Origin of the sequence: Paraburkholderia sp. RAU2J, assembly GCF_003634845.1 — a bacterium.
GTDB classification, from domain to species: domain Bacteria; phylum Pseudomonadota; class Gammaproteobacteria; order Burkholderiales; family Burkholderiaceae; genus Paraburkholderia; species Paraburkholderia fynbosensis.
Window position 1 is genome coordinate 170,930 of sequence record NZ_RBXG01000004.1, and the last position, 17,493, is coordinate 188,422.

The 17,493-nt window shown below is 58.6% G+C and carries 15 protein-coding genes and 5 pseudogenes; 13 read left to right on the plus strand and 7 right to left on the minus strand.

Annotated features, from left to right (window positions below; translation table 11 throughout):
• Positions 1-43: 43 nt before the first annotated feature.
• From B0G69_RS38500 to B0G69_RS38510, 3 genes are all read right to left on the minus strand, one after another.
• The gene (locus B0G69_RS38500; RefSeq protein ID WP_121325281.1) at positions 44-1,066 is read right to left on the minus strand and encodes an IS30 family transposase; all 1,023 of its coding nucleotides are present in this window, start codon (positions 1,064-1,066) and stop codon (positions 44-46) included.
• A 31-nt stretch (positions 1,067-1,097) separates the two neighbouring features.
• Entirely contained in the window at positions 1,098-1,376 is a 279-nt protein-coding gene (locus B0G69_RS38505) for a hypothetical protein (RefSeq protein ID WP_121325282.1), read from the minus strand.
• Between the two features lie 360 nt (positions 1,377-1,736).
• Positions 1,737-2,357, minus strand: a complete 621-nt coding sequence (locus B0G69_RS38510; protein ID WP_241991731.1) for a helix-turn-helix domain-containing protein — start codon at positions 2,355-2,357, stop codon at positions 1,737-1,739.
• A 572-nt stretch (positions 2,358-2,929) separates the two neighbouring features.
• On the opposite strand from B0G69_RS38510, the pseudogene B0G69_RS38515 reads away from it, so the two are divergent.
• The 7 genes and pseudogenes from B0G69_RS38515 (at position 2,930) to B0G69_RS41245 (ending at position 8,134) form a co-directional block, all read left to right on the plus strand.
• A pseudogene (locus B0G69_RS38515) lies at positions 2,930-3,952 on the plus strand (IS3 family transposase).
• A gap of 163 nt (positions 3,953-4,115) precedes the next feature.
• Entirely contained in the window at positions 4,116-5,138 is a 1,023-nt protein-coding gene (locus tag B0G69_RS38525; RefSeq protein WP_121325284.1) for an IS30 family transposase, read from the plus strand.
• 37 nt (positions 5,139-5,175) lie between these two features.
• A pseudogene (locus tag B0G69_RS38530) lies at positions 5,176-5,520 on the plus strand (transposase); the annotation flags it as partial.
• Between the two features lie 349 nt (positions 5,521-5,869).
• Positions 5,870-5,974 carry a helix-turn-helix domain-containing protein gene (locus B0G69_RS42605; protein ID WP_121325285.1) on the plus strand — a complete coding sequence of 35 codons (105 nt, stop codon included), beginning with the start codon at positions 5,870-5,872 and terminating at the stop codon, positions 5,972-5,974.
• Positions 5,934-6,917 (plus strand): annotated as a pseudogene (locus B0G69_RS38540) (IS110 family transposase). The gene B0G69_RS42605 and the pseudogene B0G69_RS38540 overlap by 41 nt, the downstream one beginning before the upstream one ends.
• A 607-nt stretch (positions 6,918-7,524) precedes the next feature.
• Entirely contained in the window at positions 7,525-7,878 is a 354-nt protein-coding gene (locus B0G69_RS38545; protein WP_121325286.1) for a hypothetical protein, read from the plus strand.
• A gap of 82 nt (positions 7,879-7,960) precedes the next feature.
• Positions 7,961-8,134 carry a hypothetical protein gene (locus B0G69_RS41245; RefSeq protein ID WP_158609060.1) on the plus strand — a complete coding sequence of 58 codons (174 nt, stop codon included), beginning with the start codon at positions 7,961-7,963 and terminating at the stop codon, positions 8,132-8,134.
• Between the two features lie 169 nt (positions 8,135-8,303).
• Here B0G69_RS41245 and B0G69_RS41250 read toward each other — a convergent pair whose 3' ends face one another.
• Complete coding sequence (locus B0G69_RS41250; protein WP_158609061.1) at positions 8,304-8,453, minus strand: hypothetical protein; 150 nt, start codon at positions 8,451-8,453, stop codon at positions 8,304-8,306.
• A gap of 220 nt (positions 8,454-8,673) precedes the next feature.
• Between B0G69_RS41250 and B0G69_RS38550 the strand changes: the two genes are divergently transcribed.
• Both B0G69_RS38550 and B0G69_RS38555 read left to right on the plus strand, forming a co-directional pair.
• A complete protein-coding gene (locus B0G69_RS38550; protein WP_121325287.1) occupies positions 8,674-11,163 on the plus strand; it encodes a phospholipase D-like domain-containing protein in 2,490 nt (829 codons plus the stop codon).
• Positions 11,164-11,604: 441 nt separating this feature from the next.
• Complete coding sequence (locus B0G69_RS38555) at positions 11,605-12,687, plus strand: IS630 family transposase (RefSeq protein ID WP_121325288.1); 1,083 nt, start codon at positions 11,605-11,607, stop codon at positions 12,685-12,687.
• A gap of 143 nt (positions 12,688-12,830) precedes the next feature.
• Here the strand turns inward: B0G69_RS38555 and B0G69_RS38560 are convergent.
• From B0G69_RS38560 to B0G69_RS38565, 3 genes and pseudogenes are all read right to left on the minus strand, one after another.
• Positions 12,831-13,439, minus strand: a pseudogene (locus B0G69_RS38560) (IS256 family transposase); the annotation flags it as partial.
• The gene (locus tag B0G69_RS41600) at positions 13,409-13,603 is read right to left on the minus strand and encodes a hypothetical protein (protein WP_199731510.1); all 195 of its coding nucleotides are present in this window, start codon (positions 13,601-13,603) and stop codon (positions 13,409-13,411) included. The gene B0G69_RS41600 and the pseudogene B0G69_RS38560, both read right to left, overlap by 31 nt.
• 63 nt (positions 13,604-13,666) lie before the next feature.
• Positions 13,667-13,846: pseudogene (locus B0G69_RS38565) on the minus strand (IS110 family transposase); the annotation flags it as partial.
• Positions 13,847-14,142: 296 nt separating this feature from the next.
• Here B0G69_RS38565 and B0G69_RS40885 point away from each other — a divergent pair.
• From B0G69_RS40885 to B0G69_RS38590, 4 genes are all read left to right on the plus strand, one after another.
• A complete protein-coding gene (locus B0G69_RS40885; RefSeq protein WP_147440838.1) occupies positions 14,143-15,102 on the plus strand; it encodes a hypothetical protein in 960 nt (319 codons plus the stop codon).
• Positions 15,103-15,202: 100 nt separating this feature from the next.
• Positions 15,203-15,886 (plus strand): putative adhesin, encoded by a 684-nt coding sequence (locus B0G69_RS38580; RefSeq protein WP_147440839.1) that lies wholly within the window; start codon positions 15,203-15,205, stop codon positions 15,884-15,886.
• 170 nt (positions 15,887-16,056) lie between these two features.
• A complete protein-coding gene (locus B0G69_RS38585) occupies positions 16,057-16,413 on the plus strand; it encodes a cupin domain-containing protein (protein ID WP_241991732.1) in 357 nt (118 codons plus the stop codon).
• Positions 16,410-17,474 carry an FAD-binding oxidoreductase gene (locus B0G69_RS38590; protein WP_121325293.1) on the plus strand — a complete coding sequence of 355 codons (1,065 nt, stop codon included), beginning with the start codon at positions 16,410-16,412 and terminating at the stop codon, positions 17,472-17,474. Before B0G69_RS38585 ends, B0G69_RS38590 begins: the two co-directional genes overlap by 4 nt.
• The last annotated feature ends 19 nt before the right edge of the window (positions 17,475-17,493 follow it).

A 17,493-nucleotide genomic window follows, 5' to 3' on the forward strand; every position in this document is an offset into this window, starting at 1 on the left:
GCCAATCCCTTGGCGGTTTCAAGGGTGAAGCGCAACAGCGGGATTAATGTTTAGAGCCTTGAGGTTGGCTTGCTGATGCGAGGGTCGCGGCGAAGACCTCGAAGGGTGAATGGAAGTTGTGAGTTGCACGAGGCCGGCTATTCAGACTGTCGGCGATGGCGTCGAGTTCGTCCTGACTGTAGACCGAAAGGTCTGTGCCTTTGGGCAGATACTGTCGCAGCAGCCCGTTGGTGTTTTCGCAAGTGCCGCGTTGCCAGGGACTGTGCGGGTCGCAAAAGTACACGTTCACGCCGGTTGCGGCAGCGAGCTCTTTATGGCGCGACATTTCTTTGCCCTGGTCATAAGTGAAGCTCTGGCGTAGTGGCGCGACAATCGAATTGAGTTTGGCGGAGAAGCCCGCCAACGCGGAAGCTGCGGTGGCGTCTTCCATCTTTGCGAGCAGCACCAGGCGGCTGGTCCGTTCAACCAGAACGCCTACCGCGGACTGGTTGCCAGCCCCCTTGATGAAGTCGCCTTCCCAGTGTCCAGGCAGCACCCGGTCTTCGATTTCGGGCGGCCGCACATGAATACTGACCATGTCCGCAATCTGTCCGCGCCGGTCGGTGCCCCGTGTACGCGGCATGCGTGTGCTGTGACCATGGCGCAGACAGGCAATGAGCTGACGGCGCAGTTCTCCGCGCGGCTGAGCGTAGATGGCCGTGTAGATGGTTTCATGCGAAACCTGCTGGGTCGGGTCAGTCGGATACATACGCTTGAGTGTGCCTGATATCTGCTGGGGTGACCATTTCCATTCGAGCAGGGTGAGAACGATACGCCAGCAGACACCTTGCAGGCAAAGCTTTGTGGGGCGGCGGCCCGCTCTGCGGCGTGCGGCGCTGAGCGCTTCAGCCGGCACCGATGCGTAGCCTGCAGGAGAGCTGTTTCGCGTCAGTTCACGGCTAACGGTGGCCGGCGAGCGCCCGAGTATCCGGGCCATGGCCCGAATACCCGAACCCTGCAGATGCAGGCTTGCAATGATAAGACGCTCTTCAGGTTGAAGTTGCTGGTAGTGAGTTCTTTCGCGCATCGCAACACCTTATACGAAACGGTGTTGCACTTCAGATTTGAGGCCGCCCTTCGATCCGGCATGGGAACGCTACTTCGAAGACCGCTATGGTTTGAAAATGGTGAACACCCTGTCGGGCCGAGGACAACTGATCCGCCTTTGGTTGGACCAGGAACGGGCTTGCCGGCCAGCGGTTGGGCCCGGACAAGCCAAGCGGCCCGATCAGCGTATCCTGCTCGCTCAGCACGCCGATATGACGCATCCTGCTTTCAAGCAGGCACCGGCGCGCCGCCATCTGCATGGCAGTGTCGCTTACGGTCGTCTGCGGCATGCACTCCAGTATCGGCCCTGATACAAGTCGTCCGATTTCGACATCCAACGTGTGATTCGGCATGGCTTCCCGGCGAACCCTATTTCTCGTCTTTGAAATGGACGCAAGCGTATCGAACACCGCCTGCCTGCGCCTGGATTTGGGTCAAGTAAGACATCAGGAACGCGCGGAGCGATCAGGAGGCGACTCAATCGCATCGCCGCCCCCGGCTCTGCGCACTTGTCTGACCCGAATCATGGTGCGAATACACGTGGACTATTTCCATTCGGCGGATTCTGGGGGAGTCACGAACGGATTGGACAAGCGATGTGATTCATGAAACAACCGAAACCTGTCCGCGTTGGAAGCCGCTTTCTTACCTCAGGCAGAAAGACGAGCGACCTTCTTCAATCCGGCGAAGTCGAGGATGCGGATTTCTTTGCCGTTCACGGTGATGAGCCTCTGCCTCTGGAACCGCGACAATATCCGGCTGACCGTCTCCAGCGTCAACCCGAGAAAGCTGCCGGTCTCCTCGCGCGTCATTCGCAAGATGAATTCGGTCGGCGAATAGGCGCGTGCCCGCCAACGCCGCGAGAGATCCAGAAGAAACGACGCAACCCGCTCGTCGGCCGCCAGCGTGCGGAGCAGCGTACTGAAGCCGCCTTGCCGCACGAGTTCCGCGCTGAGCATTCGGTAGACGTGACCCTGCACCGCTTTGACTTCCCGGCTCAGCAACTCGAGCAGATCGAACGGCATCACGCATACGCTGCTGTCTTCAAGGGCGATGGCGTCGCTTGCATAGTGGCCGGTAGCGATGCCGTCCAAGCCCATCGGCTCTCCGGCAACGTAAAACCCGGTGACCTGGTCCCGCCCGTCCGGAAGCAGCGAGAGCTTCTTGAACGATCCCGTGCGAACCGCATAGACTTTGCAGAATGAATCGCCCGCGCGGTGCAATGCTTCGCCTTTTCTCACGTGGCGATAGCTGAGAACGAGGTCGTCCATTTGCCGGTCGCAGGCGAGCTCATCGGGGTTGATCGCGCAAAACGGACGCATCGTGCAGGTCTTGCATGACGTGCCACTCGAACCCATTGGCTTCGTCCGCGAAGCCGTTTTCGAAGGCCGAAACGTGTCGGTCTGTGGTGCGGTAAGGCGATTGTGCGCAATTGCCATGTGATTCTCCTTACTCAATCGATGTCCAAGTTTGTTTCACAAACCCGTCTTTGTCATCTCGAAATTACGCGGCTAACTGTCGCACAACTGAATCGAGGCAAACCATGATCCAGATCAAGGAAAGCAGATCGATCCATCGGGGCGACAAGTTCCCCCGCGAGTTTGATCGGGTTCGGGCATCGGTTTGGGTGCCCGGAAGCTATCGCCGTCAAGCACGATGCGGTAGCCGCCGTGGGATGCGGTCACCGGCGAATGCCTCGCCCCACTCGCTCAAGTCAAGGTTGCTATGAGTTATTTGGAATTGAATCCGTGCTACGAGAGATGGCCGCGTAAATTCGGACAGTCGGATAAGTGGAACGCTCGGGGCCTGAGCCGGCGATAATGCCGACAAAGGAACCAGGAAGATGACGAAGAGAACCCGACGGACGCACTCAGCCGCGTTCAAAGCGAAAGTGGCGATGGCGGCGGTCAAGGGTGAGCGGACGCTAGCCGAACTGGCGCAGCAGTTCGATGTGCACCCGAACCAGATCACCGAATGGAAGCGGCAGTTGCAGGAACGTGCCGCCGACGTGTTTGGTGCAGGCGGCACGGCGTCGAGCGAGCCGCAAGTCGATTTGAAGGAGCTACATGCGAAGATCGGCCAGCTCACGCTGGAGAACGATTTTTTAAGCGGCGCGCTCAACAAAGCGGGATTGCTGAGCGCAAAGCGATGATCGATCGTACGCACGCATTGCCGGTCTCGCAGCAGGCGCGACTCGTTGGTATCGCAAGATCGAGCGTGTATTACCGGGCGCAACCGGTGAGCGAGGCAGACCAGTTGCTGATGCGCCGAATCGATGAACTGCACATGGAGTTTCCGTTTGCCGGAGCGCGGATGCTGGCGCGACTGCTGCGTCGCGAGGCACACGAGATTGGCCGCAGGCGCGTGCGCACGCTGATGAAGCGCATGGGTATCGAGGCGCTGTATCCCGATGGCGCGCGGCTTCGTATATCTGACCGCCGTGGTGGACTGGGCCAGCCGAAAGGTCCTGGCCCACCGCGTGGCGATTACGATGGAAGCGATGCACGCTGTCGAGGCGTTGGAAGAAGCATTTGCGAAATACGGGCAACCTGAAATCGTCAACACCGACCAGGGCAGCCAGTTCACCGCGACAGTGTTCACCGAGGCCGTGCTCAGCCGGGGCATTCGCTTGTCCATGGACGGCAAAGGTGCCTGGCGAGACAACGTGTTCGTCGAGCGCGTGTGGCGAAGCGTGAAATATGAAGAGGTGTATCTGAAAGCCTATGAATCGGTCGGCCACGCCCGGCGCTCAATCGGCGATTACATCAATCTGTACAACCAGAGACGACCTCATTCGAGTCTGGAAGACCGCACGCCGGATGAGGCATACTTCGCGACGCTGCCTGCGATCAAATTGGCAGCATGACTGCCCCGGACGTTCCACTTAAAAATCTCAGAAGACTGTCCGAACGAGTGAGGCCACCTCTACGGTATGAACCGCCGCGGGTTTTCCGGAGACTCAACTTCTTGAGAAAATGGAGGGCGGCCTCAAATCTGAAGTGCGACACCGTTTCGTATAAGGTGTTGCGATGCACGAAAGAACTCAGTACCAGCAACTTCAACCTGAAGAGCGCCTCATCATTGCAAGCCTGCATCTGCAGGGTTCGAGTATGCGGGCCATGGCCCGCATACTCGGGCGCTCGCCGGCCACCGTTAGCCGTGAACTGACGCGAAACGGCTCTCCCGCAGGCTACGCATCGGTGCCGGCTGAAGCGCTCAGCGCCTCACGCCGCACCGCGAGCCGCCGCCCCACAAAGCTTTGCCTGCAAAGCGTCTGCTGGCGTATCGTTCTCACCCTGCTGGAGTGGAAATGGTCACCCCAGCAGATATCGGGCACACTGAAGCGTATGTATCCGACTGACCCGACCCAGCAGGTTTCGCACGAAACCATCTACACGGCCATCTACGCCCAGCCGCGCGGCGAACTGCGCCGCCAGCTCATTGCCTGCCTGCGCCATGGCCACAGCACGCGCATACCGCGTACACGCGGCACAGACCGGCGCGGACAGATTCCCGACATGGTCAGTATTCATGTGCGGCCGCCCGAAATCGAGGACCGGCTGCTGCCCGGACACTGGGAAGGCGACTTCATCAAGGGCGCTGGCAACCAGTCCTCGGTAGGCGTTCTGGTTGAACGGACCAGCCGCCTGGTGCTGCTCGCAAAGATGGAAGACGCCACCGCAGCTTCGGCGCTGGCGGGCTTCTCCGCCAAACTCAATTCGATTGTCGCGCCACTGCGCCAGAGCTTCACCTACGACCAGGGCAAAGAAATGTCGCGCCATAAAGAGCTCTCTGCCGCAACCGGCGTGAACGTGTACTTTTGCGACCCGCACAGTCCCTGGCAACGCGGCACTTGCGAAAACACCAACGGGCTGCTGCGGCAGTATCTGCCCAAAGGCACAGACCTTTCGGTCTACAGTCAGGACGAACTCGACGCCATCGCCGACAGCCTGAATAGCCGGCCTCGTGCAACTCACAACTTCCATTCACCATTCGAGGTCTTCGCCGCGACCCTCGCATCAGCAAGTCAACCTCAACGCTCTAAACATTAATCCCGCTGTTGCGCTTCACCCTTGAAACCGCCGAGCTATGGAAAACACGAAGAAGAAGTCCCCAAGGTACTCGCCGGAAGTTCGTGAGCGGGCTGTGCGAATGGTGCTAGAACATCAAGGCGACCGCGAATCGCAATGGAAGGTGATTGCGTCGATCGCAGCGAAGTTCGGCTGCTCGGGCGAGACGCTGCGTAGCTGGGTGCGCAAGGAGGAGCGGGATCGGGGTTTGCGCCCGGGCACGAGCGCACAGGAGCAGGATCGGATCAAGGAACTGGAGCGCGAAGTGCGTGAGCTTCGGCAGGTCAATGAAATCCTGCAAGGCGTCAGCGTATTTTGCACAGGCGAAGCTCGACCGCCGACCGAAGTGATGATCACGTTCATCAAAGGATACCTTATGAAACGAGCGAGTAGAACTGCTGCGCAGCGGACAGCAGGTGGGTGCGTCATACCCGGGGAGATCTGCACGGCTGCCGTGTGCTACTGGCGTCGAGAGGCGCCGGGATGGTCGTGCAGAAGTCAGCAGAGGGCATAGTGTGTGGAGGACTTTCACCTCCCAGTGACTGCGCCCTGCCGGGCGCACCAAAAAAAATCCCCGAGGTTTGTGCCTCGGGGATGTCGAAAGGTTGCTGCCGCACGCGTGTCAGGCTGCTGCTGGCAACCGCCCCATCAAGTCGACCTCACGAAAAACCTTCGCAAAAAGGGGGGCGTCCATATAAAGTCATACTGCATACTTGTCGTTCGCTGAGCGAGAGGATATAGCGTTGCTCTCTGTACAAGGTCTTGGGGTACGCGAAATTGCTGTTTCAGGTGCACTGGGTCGACCCGTCCACCGGTGAAGTCGTCAACAAGGCAGTTAAGCGAGACAAATTTCTTGAATACTTCGCGAATCGTGCGCCCTGCGCGATCGGTATGGAAGCGTGTGGCGGTGCGCAGCATTGGGCACGGCAACTGACGAAGATGGGTCACCTAGTGAAGCTGATGCCGCCGAAGTTCGTCAAGGCGTTCAATATCGGCAACAAGAACGATCCAGCGGATGCACGAGCCATCTGGATGGCAACGCAGATACCCAGCAAGCCGGTCGCGGTCAAGACCGAAGCGTAGCAGGCCGTGCTGGCACTGCACCGGATGCGGCAGCAACTGGTGAAGTTCCGCACGATGCAGATCAACAGCCTGCGTGGTCTACTTGCCGAATACGGCGAAGTCATGGGCCGCAGTCGGGAAGCACTCGACAGGGCGATGCCTGGCATTCTGGCAAAGCTGTCGGAGCGTTTGCCTGCCATGCTGATCGATACGTTGCGTGAACAATGGAGCGGCCTGACGGAGTTGGACCGGCAGATTGCCGGGATCGAACACCGTCTGCAGGCATGGATGAAAGACGACGAGGCATGTCAGATAATCGCGGCCATACCGGGCGTTGGTTTGTTGAGCGCCACGGCGGCTGTCGCGACGATGGGCGACGCGAAGGCCTTTCGCTCAGGACGGGAATTCGCCGCCTGGCTCGGTCTGGTGCCCAAACAAGCCGGCTCTGGCGGCAAGGTTCAGTTGCTGGGCATCAGCAAGAGAGGCGACACGTATGTGCGCACGCTGCTGATCCACGGGGCTCGTAGCGTGCTACGACATCCAGACAGGGCTGGCGCATGGGTTGAGCAGCTCGGCAAACGCCGACCGTTCAACGTGGTAATCGTGGCTCTAGCCAACAAGATCGCAAGAACCATTTGGGCACTTCTCGCCCACGACAGGCAGTACGGCAGAGAGTACGTAAGCTCGAAACCTCATTAAAGAATTTGCGTTACAAAGAAGCTGTCTCACAGGTGGCACTTTGACAGGTTGCGTTGGCAATCGTGTGTAATGACAAGATAGGTCGGACCGGGACTCCCTAAACCTGGGTATGACGAAGAGCCTTGAGCCCGACACGGAAATGAGGTGGGAGTCAGCGGATTTCATCGGGGCCCGCAGCCGAATGATTGGCTGCAACAGGCCGGATATAAAGCAGCAACCGCCCCATCAAGTCGACCTCACGAAAAACCTTCGCAAAAAGGGGGGCGTCCATATAAAAGTCATACTGCCTTGTTCATGCCGGCCTCCTGTGCGTCACGTTGGTGTTCGCACCTCCGATACGCCAGCCGTTCGAGTCGAACGGAGGGGGCCGGCTATATGATTATCAGCGCCCACGGACTGAATCGAATCGCGAAGAAACGGCGATGGTCGATCGCTTGGCCGCGATTTTCGCGTATGCGAAAAATCCCCCGGGCGGGTGGCCGAAGCCCCCCGGGCGGGTGACTGAAGCCACCAGCGATTTTCGCGCACGCGAAAAATCCCCCCGGGTGGGTGGCCGAAGCCCCCCGCTGGCCGGTCACCAGCTGTCAAATTGGGAACAAAGGACGCCATGACCAGCGAAAGAAGATGGACTTATGCCGACATCACAGCCGAGGTCGTGCGGCAGATCCGGCGCGCAATGACCGATGCGGATGCGACGCAGCTGGAAATCACCCGGGCAATGAACCGGGACTGGGCGATGGGCGCCTACCTGGTCTGGATAGGGCTGACGGAAGGCTCGCACCACGCCGACGATGTGCTGAGGCTTAAGGCGCTGGCCAGGCCTGCGCCCGATGCTGGCAATGCCGGTACCTCCCGGCACGTTGTCGCCGTGACTGGCGAGCCAAAACAAAGCGTGAGGAGCGACAGCGTGGAATGGAGTGGACCTCGGAGGCACGAGTTTCGGTTAAGGGGACGGCGATAACCTGTGGACGCATGACGGCCGCCACGTTGGGCACTTCATCGGTAATGAGGCGTACGCCGCCGATGGCAGCTACCTCGGTGAAATGATGGGCACTAGCCGCCTCGTCACGTGCAAGGCGAAGATCGGCCTTGTGCGCAACGGGTTTTCGCCGCAGCCGTCGCGGACCATCGCCACCACTCACTACGACTACAGCGCTTATCCGATGGATAACGGCTATCAGGACTTTCCAAGGCCAGGCGCAATCCCCAACTGCTGAGGCGTCGAAGTGCCTACCTATCGTCCTTTATCGACTGCGGACAATTGCACCGTTCGTCTGGATGTCCGGTGCACCCTCGATAGGCGTCATGGAAATTAGAATTCCAAGTGGCCGGTGTCGAATAACCGAGATCAGCCCGCGATCGGCACCTTCCATCAAATATGGCAATCTAAGCCATCGGAAAATGGCGCATACTGCCATCGGAAAAATCCTGGGTATGATCGCGCGCGGTCAATGCCGATGACCAGCCGCTCGTTACGCCGCCAGAAGTTTGCCGCGCCCGCACGACATTCGTCATGACGCTATCGGCATCGGCCATTGCATTTCTCGCGGGTTACGCCGCTGACGTTTTCGTAATTTCCTCGACAACGTGAGTTCCCGCGTCTTCGCCCTGGGAGGAGGGAGTGCGTCTTCCAAATAGATCAAACAGTCAGGGTTGTCACCCTTGTGAAACATGCGCGCTTCATCCTGAAAAATAGCGATATTCCTGCCTGCAAATCAATCTGATTCTGTAACCACTGTAGAAAAAGGAGACTGTCATGCTTCCTTGTCGCGTTGGGCTGATTTCGCAATCTGACAGCGTTAACTATGCAGACCTCGTACGAGTAGCGCAGGCGCTTAACATCCAGGTCTACAGAGACCTCTCTCCGCTTTGGAACGTCTCCGGCACCGTCGCTGCGCTTGAGACTGCCGACAACCTTGCTCCCGGTGTCTGGCCAGTGTACATCGTTGATGAGGTTCCCTCGGGTACCACGGGCTTTCACTTGACCGAACATAACCAGCCTTACGCAGTTGTACAGTCGGGCAGCACCTGGTCCCTCTCGGCCAGTCATGAAGTGCTTGAAATGTTCGTTGATCCGAGTGGCAACCGTCTGGCTTCGGCGAGCGCAGTTCACATCGTTGATAACGAAGTTCAGGACGCCGACGGCAAGGTGGAGTATCTGGTCGAAATTTGTGATCCCGCCGAGGATGCCGAATACGCGTATTTAATCGACGACGTGCTAGTCTCTGACTTCTACACCCCGCATTATTTTGATCCCGCAGGCACGTCTGCTGCCAGGTACAGCTTCACCGGCCGCATCAGCCGGCCGCGCGAGGTCTTGCCTAACGGCTACCTCACCTGGTTTGACTCGCAGACCAATACGCTGAAACAGGTGCGCCATTTCGGCGCACCTGAAATCGTGACGCTCGGTAAAGCGGAACCAGGCGGTGGATCGTTGACGGGCGGCCGCTCACTTCGCACGTTCGTGGACGCCATGACACCTCCACCCCGCACGTTGTCGAAATTCGGCATCGCTGTTAAGACCGTAGAGCAACGCGACGCGAGAAGGCTTATGTTTGCAAGCGCCGCTCCAGTCCGTGCGCATCTCTTCTCGGCCGCATTTACCAACACGCTGAAAGTCGCAACCGTCAACGCAGATGCCTCTCAGGCTGCAGCTGGAGATGAGGAAAGCGCACGAGCTGCGCTGACTAAGCATCAGGCGGAGTTCGGTAAGCCCGGTGTGCTCTCCGTTCGGCCGGGGGTTCGTTGGACCATACATTCTTCGCAGCCCCGCTACGTTATCATCGTCACCGCGTCGCAGGATACCGTTAACGCGCTTCGAGCCGCTCTCCCCTCCACGGTCGACAGCGTCCCTGTCGACGTTCGAGAGGCCGACGTGATGCAAACGATGCGTGTAATCAATCCCTCGCAATATCTCGCCCTGGCAAACGCCCGTCACGAACTCAGGCAACCGGATTTTACTGACGAGGTGTTCTTTGACGGTCAGGGCAATGTTCTGCCGGAGCATCCTGCGCCACTCGCGGCGTTCGCCGCCGCGCATCCGGGCAAGGAACATATTGCATACACCAAAGCACCCGGCTTCGATCTTGATGCGGTCGAAAGTACGGCGTCACTTGTTCTGCACGCAAGCCCTGACGCAGGCTGGGAACTACTATCCGATTTTCTCGCTGGAATCAAGAAGGATCTCGTGGTCGGCATGTACGACTTCACGTCAGCACACATATTGACGGCTCTTGAACAGGCGCTTGACGGCGGAAAGTCATTGACGCTGACGTTAGACCATCCCGCAAAGAATCCGAGTGCGGACCAGTCTGACGAAGAAACCGAGGATGATCTGTCCCAGAAACTCGCCGAAAAGTTCGAAGGAACATGGGCACTCACCAATGCCGACCCGAAGGCGCCCGTCTGGATATATCCGAACGCGTACCACATCAAGGTTGCGGTCCGGGAAGACGACACATTCTGGCTGTCGTCCGGTAACTGGAACAATAGCAACCAGCCCGAAATAGATCTTGGCAACCTTCCCGCAGCGCGAAAACTCGCCACAACCCACGATCGTGACTGGCACGTGATCGTCACTAGCAAGCAGCTTGCAGACAAGTTTCGCGGATATCTGCAGCATGACTATGACGTTGCGAGCAACGCAATCGCGGGAATGGCGGGACAGGCTGCGGCCTCAGAAGCAGTCAACGCACATTCGCAACTTGCTGTACCACTCGAAGCCCTTGCGGCTGGCCGAATGCCGCGACAGTTTTTCCCCGCGCAAACAGTAAGCGCATCGATGAAAATACAGCCTCTCCTGACGCCCGATAACTATCAGCCCCTCGTAAAACAGCTTATCGAGTCGGCTCAGCGCTCTTTTTACATGCAGACGCAGTACATCCATCCGAGCGACAAGCCTGCCGACGCCGACCATGAGGCATTGATCGAGGCAGTCAAGGAACTGATTGAGAAAGGGATTGACGTGCGTCTAATCACCAGCCAGTTCCAAACCGACGACTGGGTCGAAAAGCTAACGGTCGCAGGGATCTCACCTTCAGTGTTACGGCGTCAGGCGAACGTTCACAACAAGGGGATCGTTGTCGACAGCAGCATCGTCATGGTGAGTAGTCAAAACTGGTCAGCGGACGGCACTCTACGCAACCGCGACGCCGGATTGATTATCTACAACTCCGACGCTGCGGCCTACTTCGAGCAAATCTTTATCCATGACTGGAATAATCTAGCGTCGCCCATCGCGACGTAGTTTGCAACAGTGCCCGCTTCCGAAGCAATGTCGATGTCAATCCCGCATTGGGAGCGGGCGCCTTTTTGAATCGTTCGCGCGAAGCTCGCTGCTGGGCCGTCCGCTTCTTGCGGCTGCGCGACGCGGCAGCGGCAAGGCACGCATGGCGGAGCGATCTGGTGTCCCAACGGTAAGTCATTGAAGGCCACTCGGACTGGCTCTCGCCAGTGACGCTTTCATTTCGCGTCGTCCAAAGCCTTGCCCAGCGGGGTTCACCGGACCCGCCGATGTCGCCTCACCGCGAGTTGACGAAATTACTTTCGTACCAGTGGTAATCATCCGAAAGGCCGCCTGGTCACCCCAGCGAAAGGGGGCGGCCAGAGTCTAGTGTTCCGTCCCAGAAATAACTTTACGTAAATCTGGATTGTTCTATGATCGAGCGGTGATGGACAGGAGGCGATCATGGGACGCAAGGGGATCGAGGTTGTGGTGTCAGAACTGGAGCGAGAACAGTTGCTGTCCATGAGTCGCTCGCGTTCGTTGCCTCATTCTCTGGTCCGTCGGGCAAAGATTGTCCTGATGGCTGCTGACGATCACACGACTAGTGAAATTGCGATGCAGTGCGAAGTGACGCCACCGGCGATTACGCACTGGAAGAAGCGGTTTGTCGCTCAGGGGCTTGCGGGTCTGCATGATGAAGCTCGCCCAGGCCGACCGCGCACACATGACGACGAGGCGGTCGCGGAATTGCTGGCCAGGGTGTTGCATGAGAAGCCGGACGGGGCAACGCACTGGAGCGTGCGTTCTGCGGCCGCGCAGACAGGGATTTCGAAGAGTTCCGTGGCCCGGTATCTGTCGCTGTTCGGTATACAGCCCCATCGTTCAAAGAGCTTCAAGCTGTCTACCGATTCATTCTTCGTCGAGAAGGTGCGCGATATTGTCGGGCTGTACCTGAGCCCGCCCACCAATGCCCTGGTGCTGTGCGTCGACGAGAAGAGCCAGTGCCAGGCGCTGGAGCGCACGCAGCCGATGCTGCCGATGGGGCTGGGCTATCTCGAAGGGGTGACGCATGATTACGTCCGGCATGGCACCACAACCCTGTTCGCTGCGCTCAATGCAGCAACGGGCGAAGTCATTGCTCAATGCAAGCCGCGCCACCGACATCAGGAATTCCTGGCGTTCCTCAGGCATATTGACCAGGTGGTGCCGGCTGATCTCGATGTGCATCTGGTCGTCGACAACTACGCGACACACAAGCATCCGAGGGTCAGGACGTGGCTCGCCAGGCATACGCGCTACCACATGCACTTCACCCCGACCTACTCGAGCTGGCTGAATCAGGTTGAACGCTGGTTTGGCCTGATTACGCAGCAGGCGATCCGTCGTGGGTCATTCAGAAACGTGCGCCAGCTCATCGCCAGCATCGAGCGCTATACCGAGCAGTACAACCAGCACAAGCGTCCGTTCGTATGGACCGCGACAGCCGATTCCATTCTCCAAAAAGTGGCCCGGCTATGCAAAGTTATTTCTGGGACGGAACACTAGGGAAACGCTGATTAATTGACCGGGCTGCCGAGCTTGCAGATGGGATGGCGCGGATTTTTTCTGGATGACGAAGTAAATGAGGATCGGTTTCGGTGAATTTGGCTCTGGGGGGGTGTCCGGAATTTTGTGTAAACGGTTGAGGTTTAACCCGGCACCAGCCGCTCTTCGAACTGGATCGTGAAACGGTTCAGGGCCGCTTTCCAGTCGCGGATAGGCATCGTCCACTTCTTGCTGATGTTGTTCAGCGCCAGGTAGAACAGTTTGGTCACGGCCTCATCGGTCGGAAACGAGCTGCGGGTCTTGATCACTTTGCGCAGGCTCATGTTGATCGATTCTATGGCATTCGTGGTGTCCCCCAAGGGGACTTCCTCCGGGGCGTAAATCACCTTCCTGATCTCCGATGGGTAATCGAAGAACGAAATCACACGTGCCCAGTTGCGTCGCCAGCTCTGTCCGATGGACGGATAGTCCTTGTCCCACCTGACCTCGAAGGCGCCCAGCATCTGTTCGGCCAGCTCTACGGTCGATGAAGTATAGATCGTCTTCAGATCGGCGGCGACTTCCTGCTGCATTTTCCACGGCACGAAGTTCAGGCTGTTGCGCACCATATGCACGATGCACAGTTGCACGGCCGCCTTCGGGTAGACCGCTTCAATGGCTTCAGGGAAACCTTTGAGCCCGTCGACGCAGGCGATAAAAATGTCCTGCACGCCGCGCGTCTTCAGCTCAGTGACCACTTGCAGCCAGAACTCTCCGTTTCAAGCGCTCGCTCCACCAGCATCTTCGTGAGCTGCTTGAGCAACCCGTTCTCGCCTATCAGATCTTCCGGCTTCTGGTAATTCGCCAGCAGGCCGTCTGCCAGCTTGACGAGTTCAGGATCGGGTTTCTCTCTTTTGTTGCGTTTCGCTACGGTCATCTGTGCTCCTGTTGCTGACAGTCTCCTGCCAAATGACCGTTTACACAAAAATCTTTACACCCTCCAGTAGTGCGACGAGCCGCACGCTTGCATGCCAATCACGCACGGTTCAAGCGTTGCGAAATACCGAAGCACATCCGCGCGTCTCAGCTGTTTGCGTACAACAATGTGGCCTTGCAAATCCACTGCGTGAACCTGCAGCAGATTCTTGGCCAGATCCAGTCCAACAATCGCTATCTTCATGATGAACGCTCCTTTGCCGTGGATATCACGACCTCTCCACTCTGGCATAAATCTCTCGCTGCGTAGCGGGAGTCGTCCATCACATCAGAACGCACGGCGAAACGGCCGACGGACAGCGCAAAGCGCTCGCGTTCGCGTTCGCGTTCGCGTTCGCGGAAAACTATCTCGCGGTTGACACGGGTCAACCAGCTTCTGACTGCCTCGTGTACATTGGACGCACTGCTGCCGCGCACGCATTTTCCGCAGCCTCTCGTTGCATGCATGCGGACCGCTTCATCACGTCAGGATGATCCATCATGGCAGGCAAATCCGTCACACCCTTCGATCTGTACCGCGCGAATCTCTCGTTTGCGCTGCAAATGGTGAGTTTCAGCCACGAAGCCCGACAGCAGGTTTCCGAGTTCGAGATGCAGCGCATCCGGCGCGATCTTGCGGCGGCGCAGGCCAACACGAAGGACGAGAAATCGTTGACACTGCTATCGGGAGCTACGGTCGGTTCCTGTTTCATCGGCATGGTCCACATTCTCAACTCGACTGAAACGGAAAGCAGCGAGACGATGGAAAGTGTCGCTGACTCTCTACAGTCGCAGTTCAAGATCGCGGGGTGGTTCGAAGATGTGTCCGGCGGCCTCGGCGTAAATGCCTCGTTCAGCGATGACGCGAAAGCACTTCTGTCCACGCAGAACGTCACCTCCCACTGGACCTTGACCACGATCAGCTCGATCCCGTCGATCCGATCGAATCAGGTCAAGATGGGTGTGCAGCAGTTTACGGACTTCGACGGCGCGTCGTCGATGGCTGCGTTGCTTAAGCTGCAGGGGGTCACTGCGAGCGTTCAGGAGTCTGTGGCGTCGTCGGCTGAGGCGGCCCGCACTGGTGGACAGTTCATTGCCATGAAGTCCAGCCAGATGGAGAGCGCACTCTCCGCGCTGGCGCAGATCGACGATGGCCAGAACAAAATGATCGATACCAACTCGATGATGGACGCGCTGGATGACTACATCCAGAAGTGCATCGCCGGGAACATTGGCGCTCCGATCACTTACTATCTCAAGAGCATCACGGCCTCGCAACTCGCAAAAATCTGGATGACCAAGTACTATCCGAACAAATTCCTCTCGATCTCTGGTGATGACTCAGGCACTACTGGCGGCGGAAGCGGCAGTGGTGGTGGCACCGGAGGCACAGGTGGTGGTGGGGACAGCGGTACGTCTGGTGACGGCGGTGGCGGTGGTAGTGGCGGCAGCGGCAGCTGAGTCTGGCGCAGTTCGTAACGGCCCGGCGGGATCTTCTGCCGGACACCAACATGCGTCACGGGTAGCGTTCAGACGCCTACTTTGGAATTTTAAAAACATTATGATCAGTACAACTAAGGATGATGTGATTCTTGTTGGACACGGCACGTATAGGGGTGGTGCAGCAACCTTTACTGTTCCGGCCGGTGTTGAATTGCACATCTCACAGACGGTCGGCTCAGCAATGACGGTCAGCGCTGCCGGGATGCTGCTGTCGAATCCCCCGGTGAACCGCGGTGCGCTGATTCATCCGCCGAAGGGCTATGACGATTTCGCGGCGTTGGGCCTCGTCACGGTCTACGCTGCCGGCGCAAAGGCACCCAACCTAATCCTGCACGACATCGGCGCGCAGGCAGGCGCAATCAACGGCTGGGCAGCCAAAGGGAACAGCGCAGTAGTTCTCGTCAACGCGGACGCCCTTCTCGCCGACCTTCTCACGAGCAACCCGATTGTGACTGGTCGTGTAAAGGCTGCTGTATCGGCTGGGAAAACGGTCAGAGTGTTTTGGGCGGCGTGCGCAGTACAGGAACAGAGGCCCCAGTTCCCGAGCGTCTACTTCAATGGTCGCGCAGTGGCGCAAGCGGCATTGGCCTATTCCAGAGCGAATCCGACGAATATACCTGCAAAGAACGCCGCAGCAGCAGCGGACCAATGGTCTATGAGCCGCCCGGGCGATACGGCCGGCACTGTTGCGGCGGCGGCCAAAATCGATGTGACGACGGCGAGTCTCCTCAAACCGCTATAGCACAGGACGATTAGAGTCGTCTCCGATGCCCGCCGCCTAGTGCCGGCGCCCTTCGTGAGTTGGGACGCACGAGGCAATTCCGGGGGAGAAGAGAGCCCCCGCCTGCAAATGGCTTCATAACGCAACCGGCGAGGTGCGAGACTCGTTTAAGGATGGCTATGGAAAATCACATGGAAGATGCAACGGCGGACGCGGTGGTGGCACCGTTTCCCGTCATACCGGAACGGCAGGAAGCCGTGGATATTGAAGGCGTGAAGCTGTTCATGCACAGCTTCGCCGGCGGGTTGGCCGGTGCGCCGCTACGCACTTCGCGGTTCACGATCCTACCCGGTTGCAGGACGCTGGAAGACGAGCATGCGGTCCGGGAGATCTGGTTCATCTCCGAGGGTACCGTCGATGTCTGTTACGACAATGCATGGCATCGCGTGAGTGCCAGGCAAGCGGTATTTTTCGAATCGTGCAAGCCTCACTTCGCGAGGAATAACGGTGGTATCGAAGCGCAGATTTTCTCCGTGTGGTGGGCATGATGACTGACAGATACGATCTGGCGGTTGTCGGCGGTGGCATAGTCGGCGCATGGACCTTGTATCTGGCGACTCTACGCCACCCGCGATGGCGTATCGTGCTCGTCGATCGATACAGGGTGGACGACGGAGCGACCGCCCATTCGGCCGGCGTGCTTCTCGCCACGGGGCGTTCAGCGCGCGAACGCAAGCTGGCGGCGATCAGCGCCGATCTTTACGGCGATGTACAGGCGCTGCTCGGTTTGAAAACGACCCAGGCCGACGTATTCTGGGTTGCCGACGCCCAATCTAGCGACGAGGTGCGCTCGGGCGCGGTCGACTTCTCGATCGGTGGCGACTCGATCCCACAGACGGAGTTGGAAAACAGGCTCGGTGTTCCGGCGAATCTCGGTGGCGCACAGATTGTGTTGCGCGGCGGCACGGCGGTCAGCCACGATCCAGGGCTTATCGCAAGGTCGTTGATCAGTGCAAGTCTGCGTTCGGAGCACGTGAGTTGTGTAGAAGGCGCCGCCGTGACGATGATGCGGCCGTCTTCTGGGGGCGCCGAGGTACGGCTGGCGGATGGTCGTGCGTTCCACGCCGCGCGCTCTGTGGTTGCCGTCGGGCCTTGGATCGTGGAGGAGCCTTTCGAAACGTTCGCTGACGCGCACGACGTGCGGATCAAGAAAGTCGTCGCGTTACACGTCGACCACTCGCCGCAGCCTGACGCCGCAGCCGTATTCTTTCCACAAGACGACGCCTATCTGATGCCGTTGCCCGCCCGCAACCAATGGTTGTTCAGCTTTCGCAGCGACGAATGGGACTGCCGGCCTCGCAAGCACGCTTTGGAAATCAGCGAGCGCGATCGTGACTTGGCCAAAGACGTCTTGCATCGCTATCTGCCGGAGCTGGCCAATGTCTGCTGCGGTGGCCGGGTGTTTTGCGACGCCTACACATCCACAGGGGAACCGCTGGTCTCGCTCGACCGAAGCCGCGCGGCGGTTTTTGCTGGCGCTGGCAGCGGCGCGGGCTTCCGGTTGGCGCCGGGCATCGCTGATGAAGCCTTGCGCCTGATCGAAGCATGAGGCAAATGCCTCCCCTCTT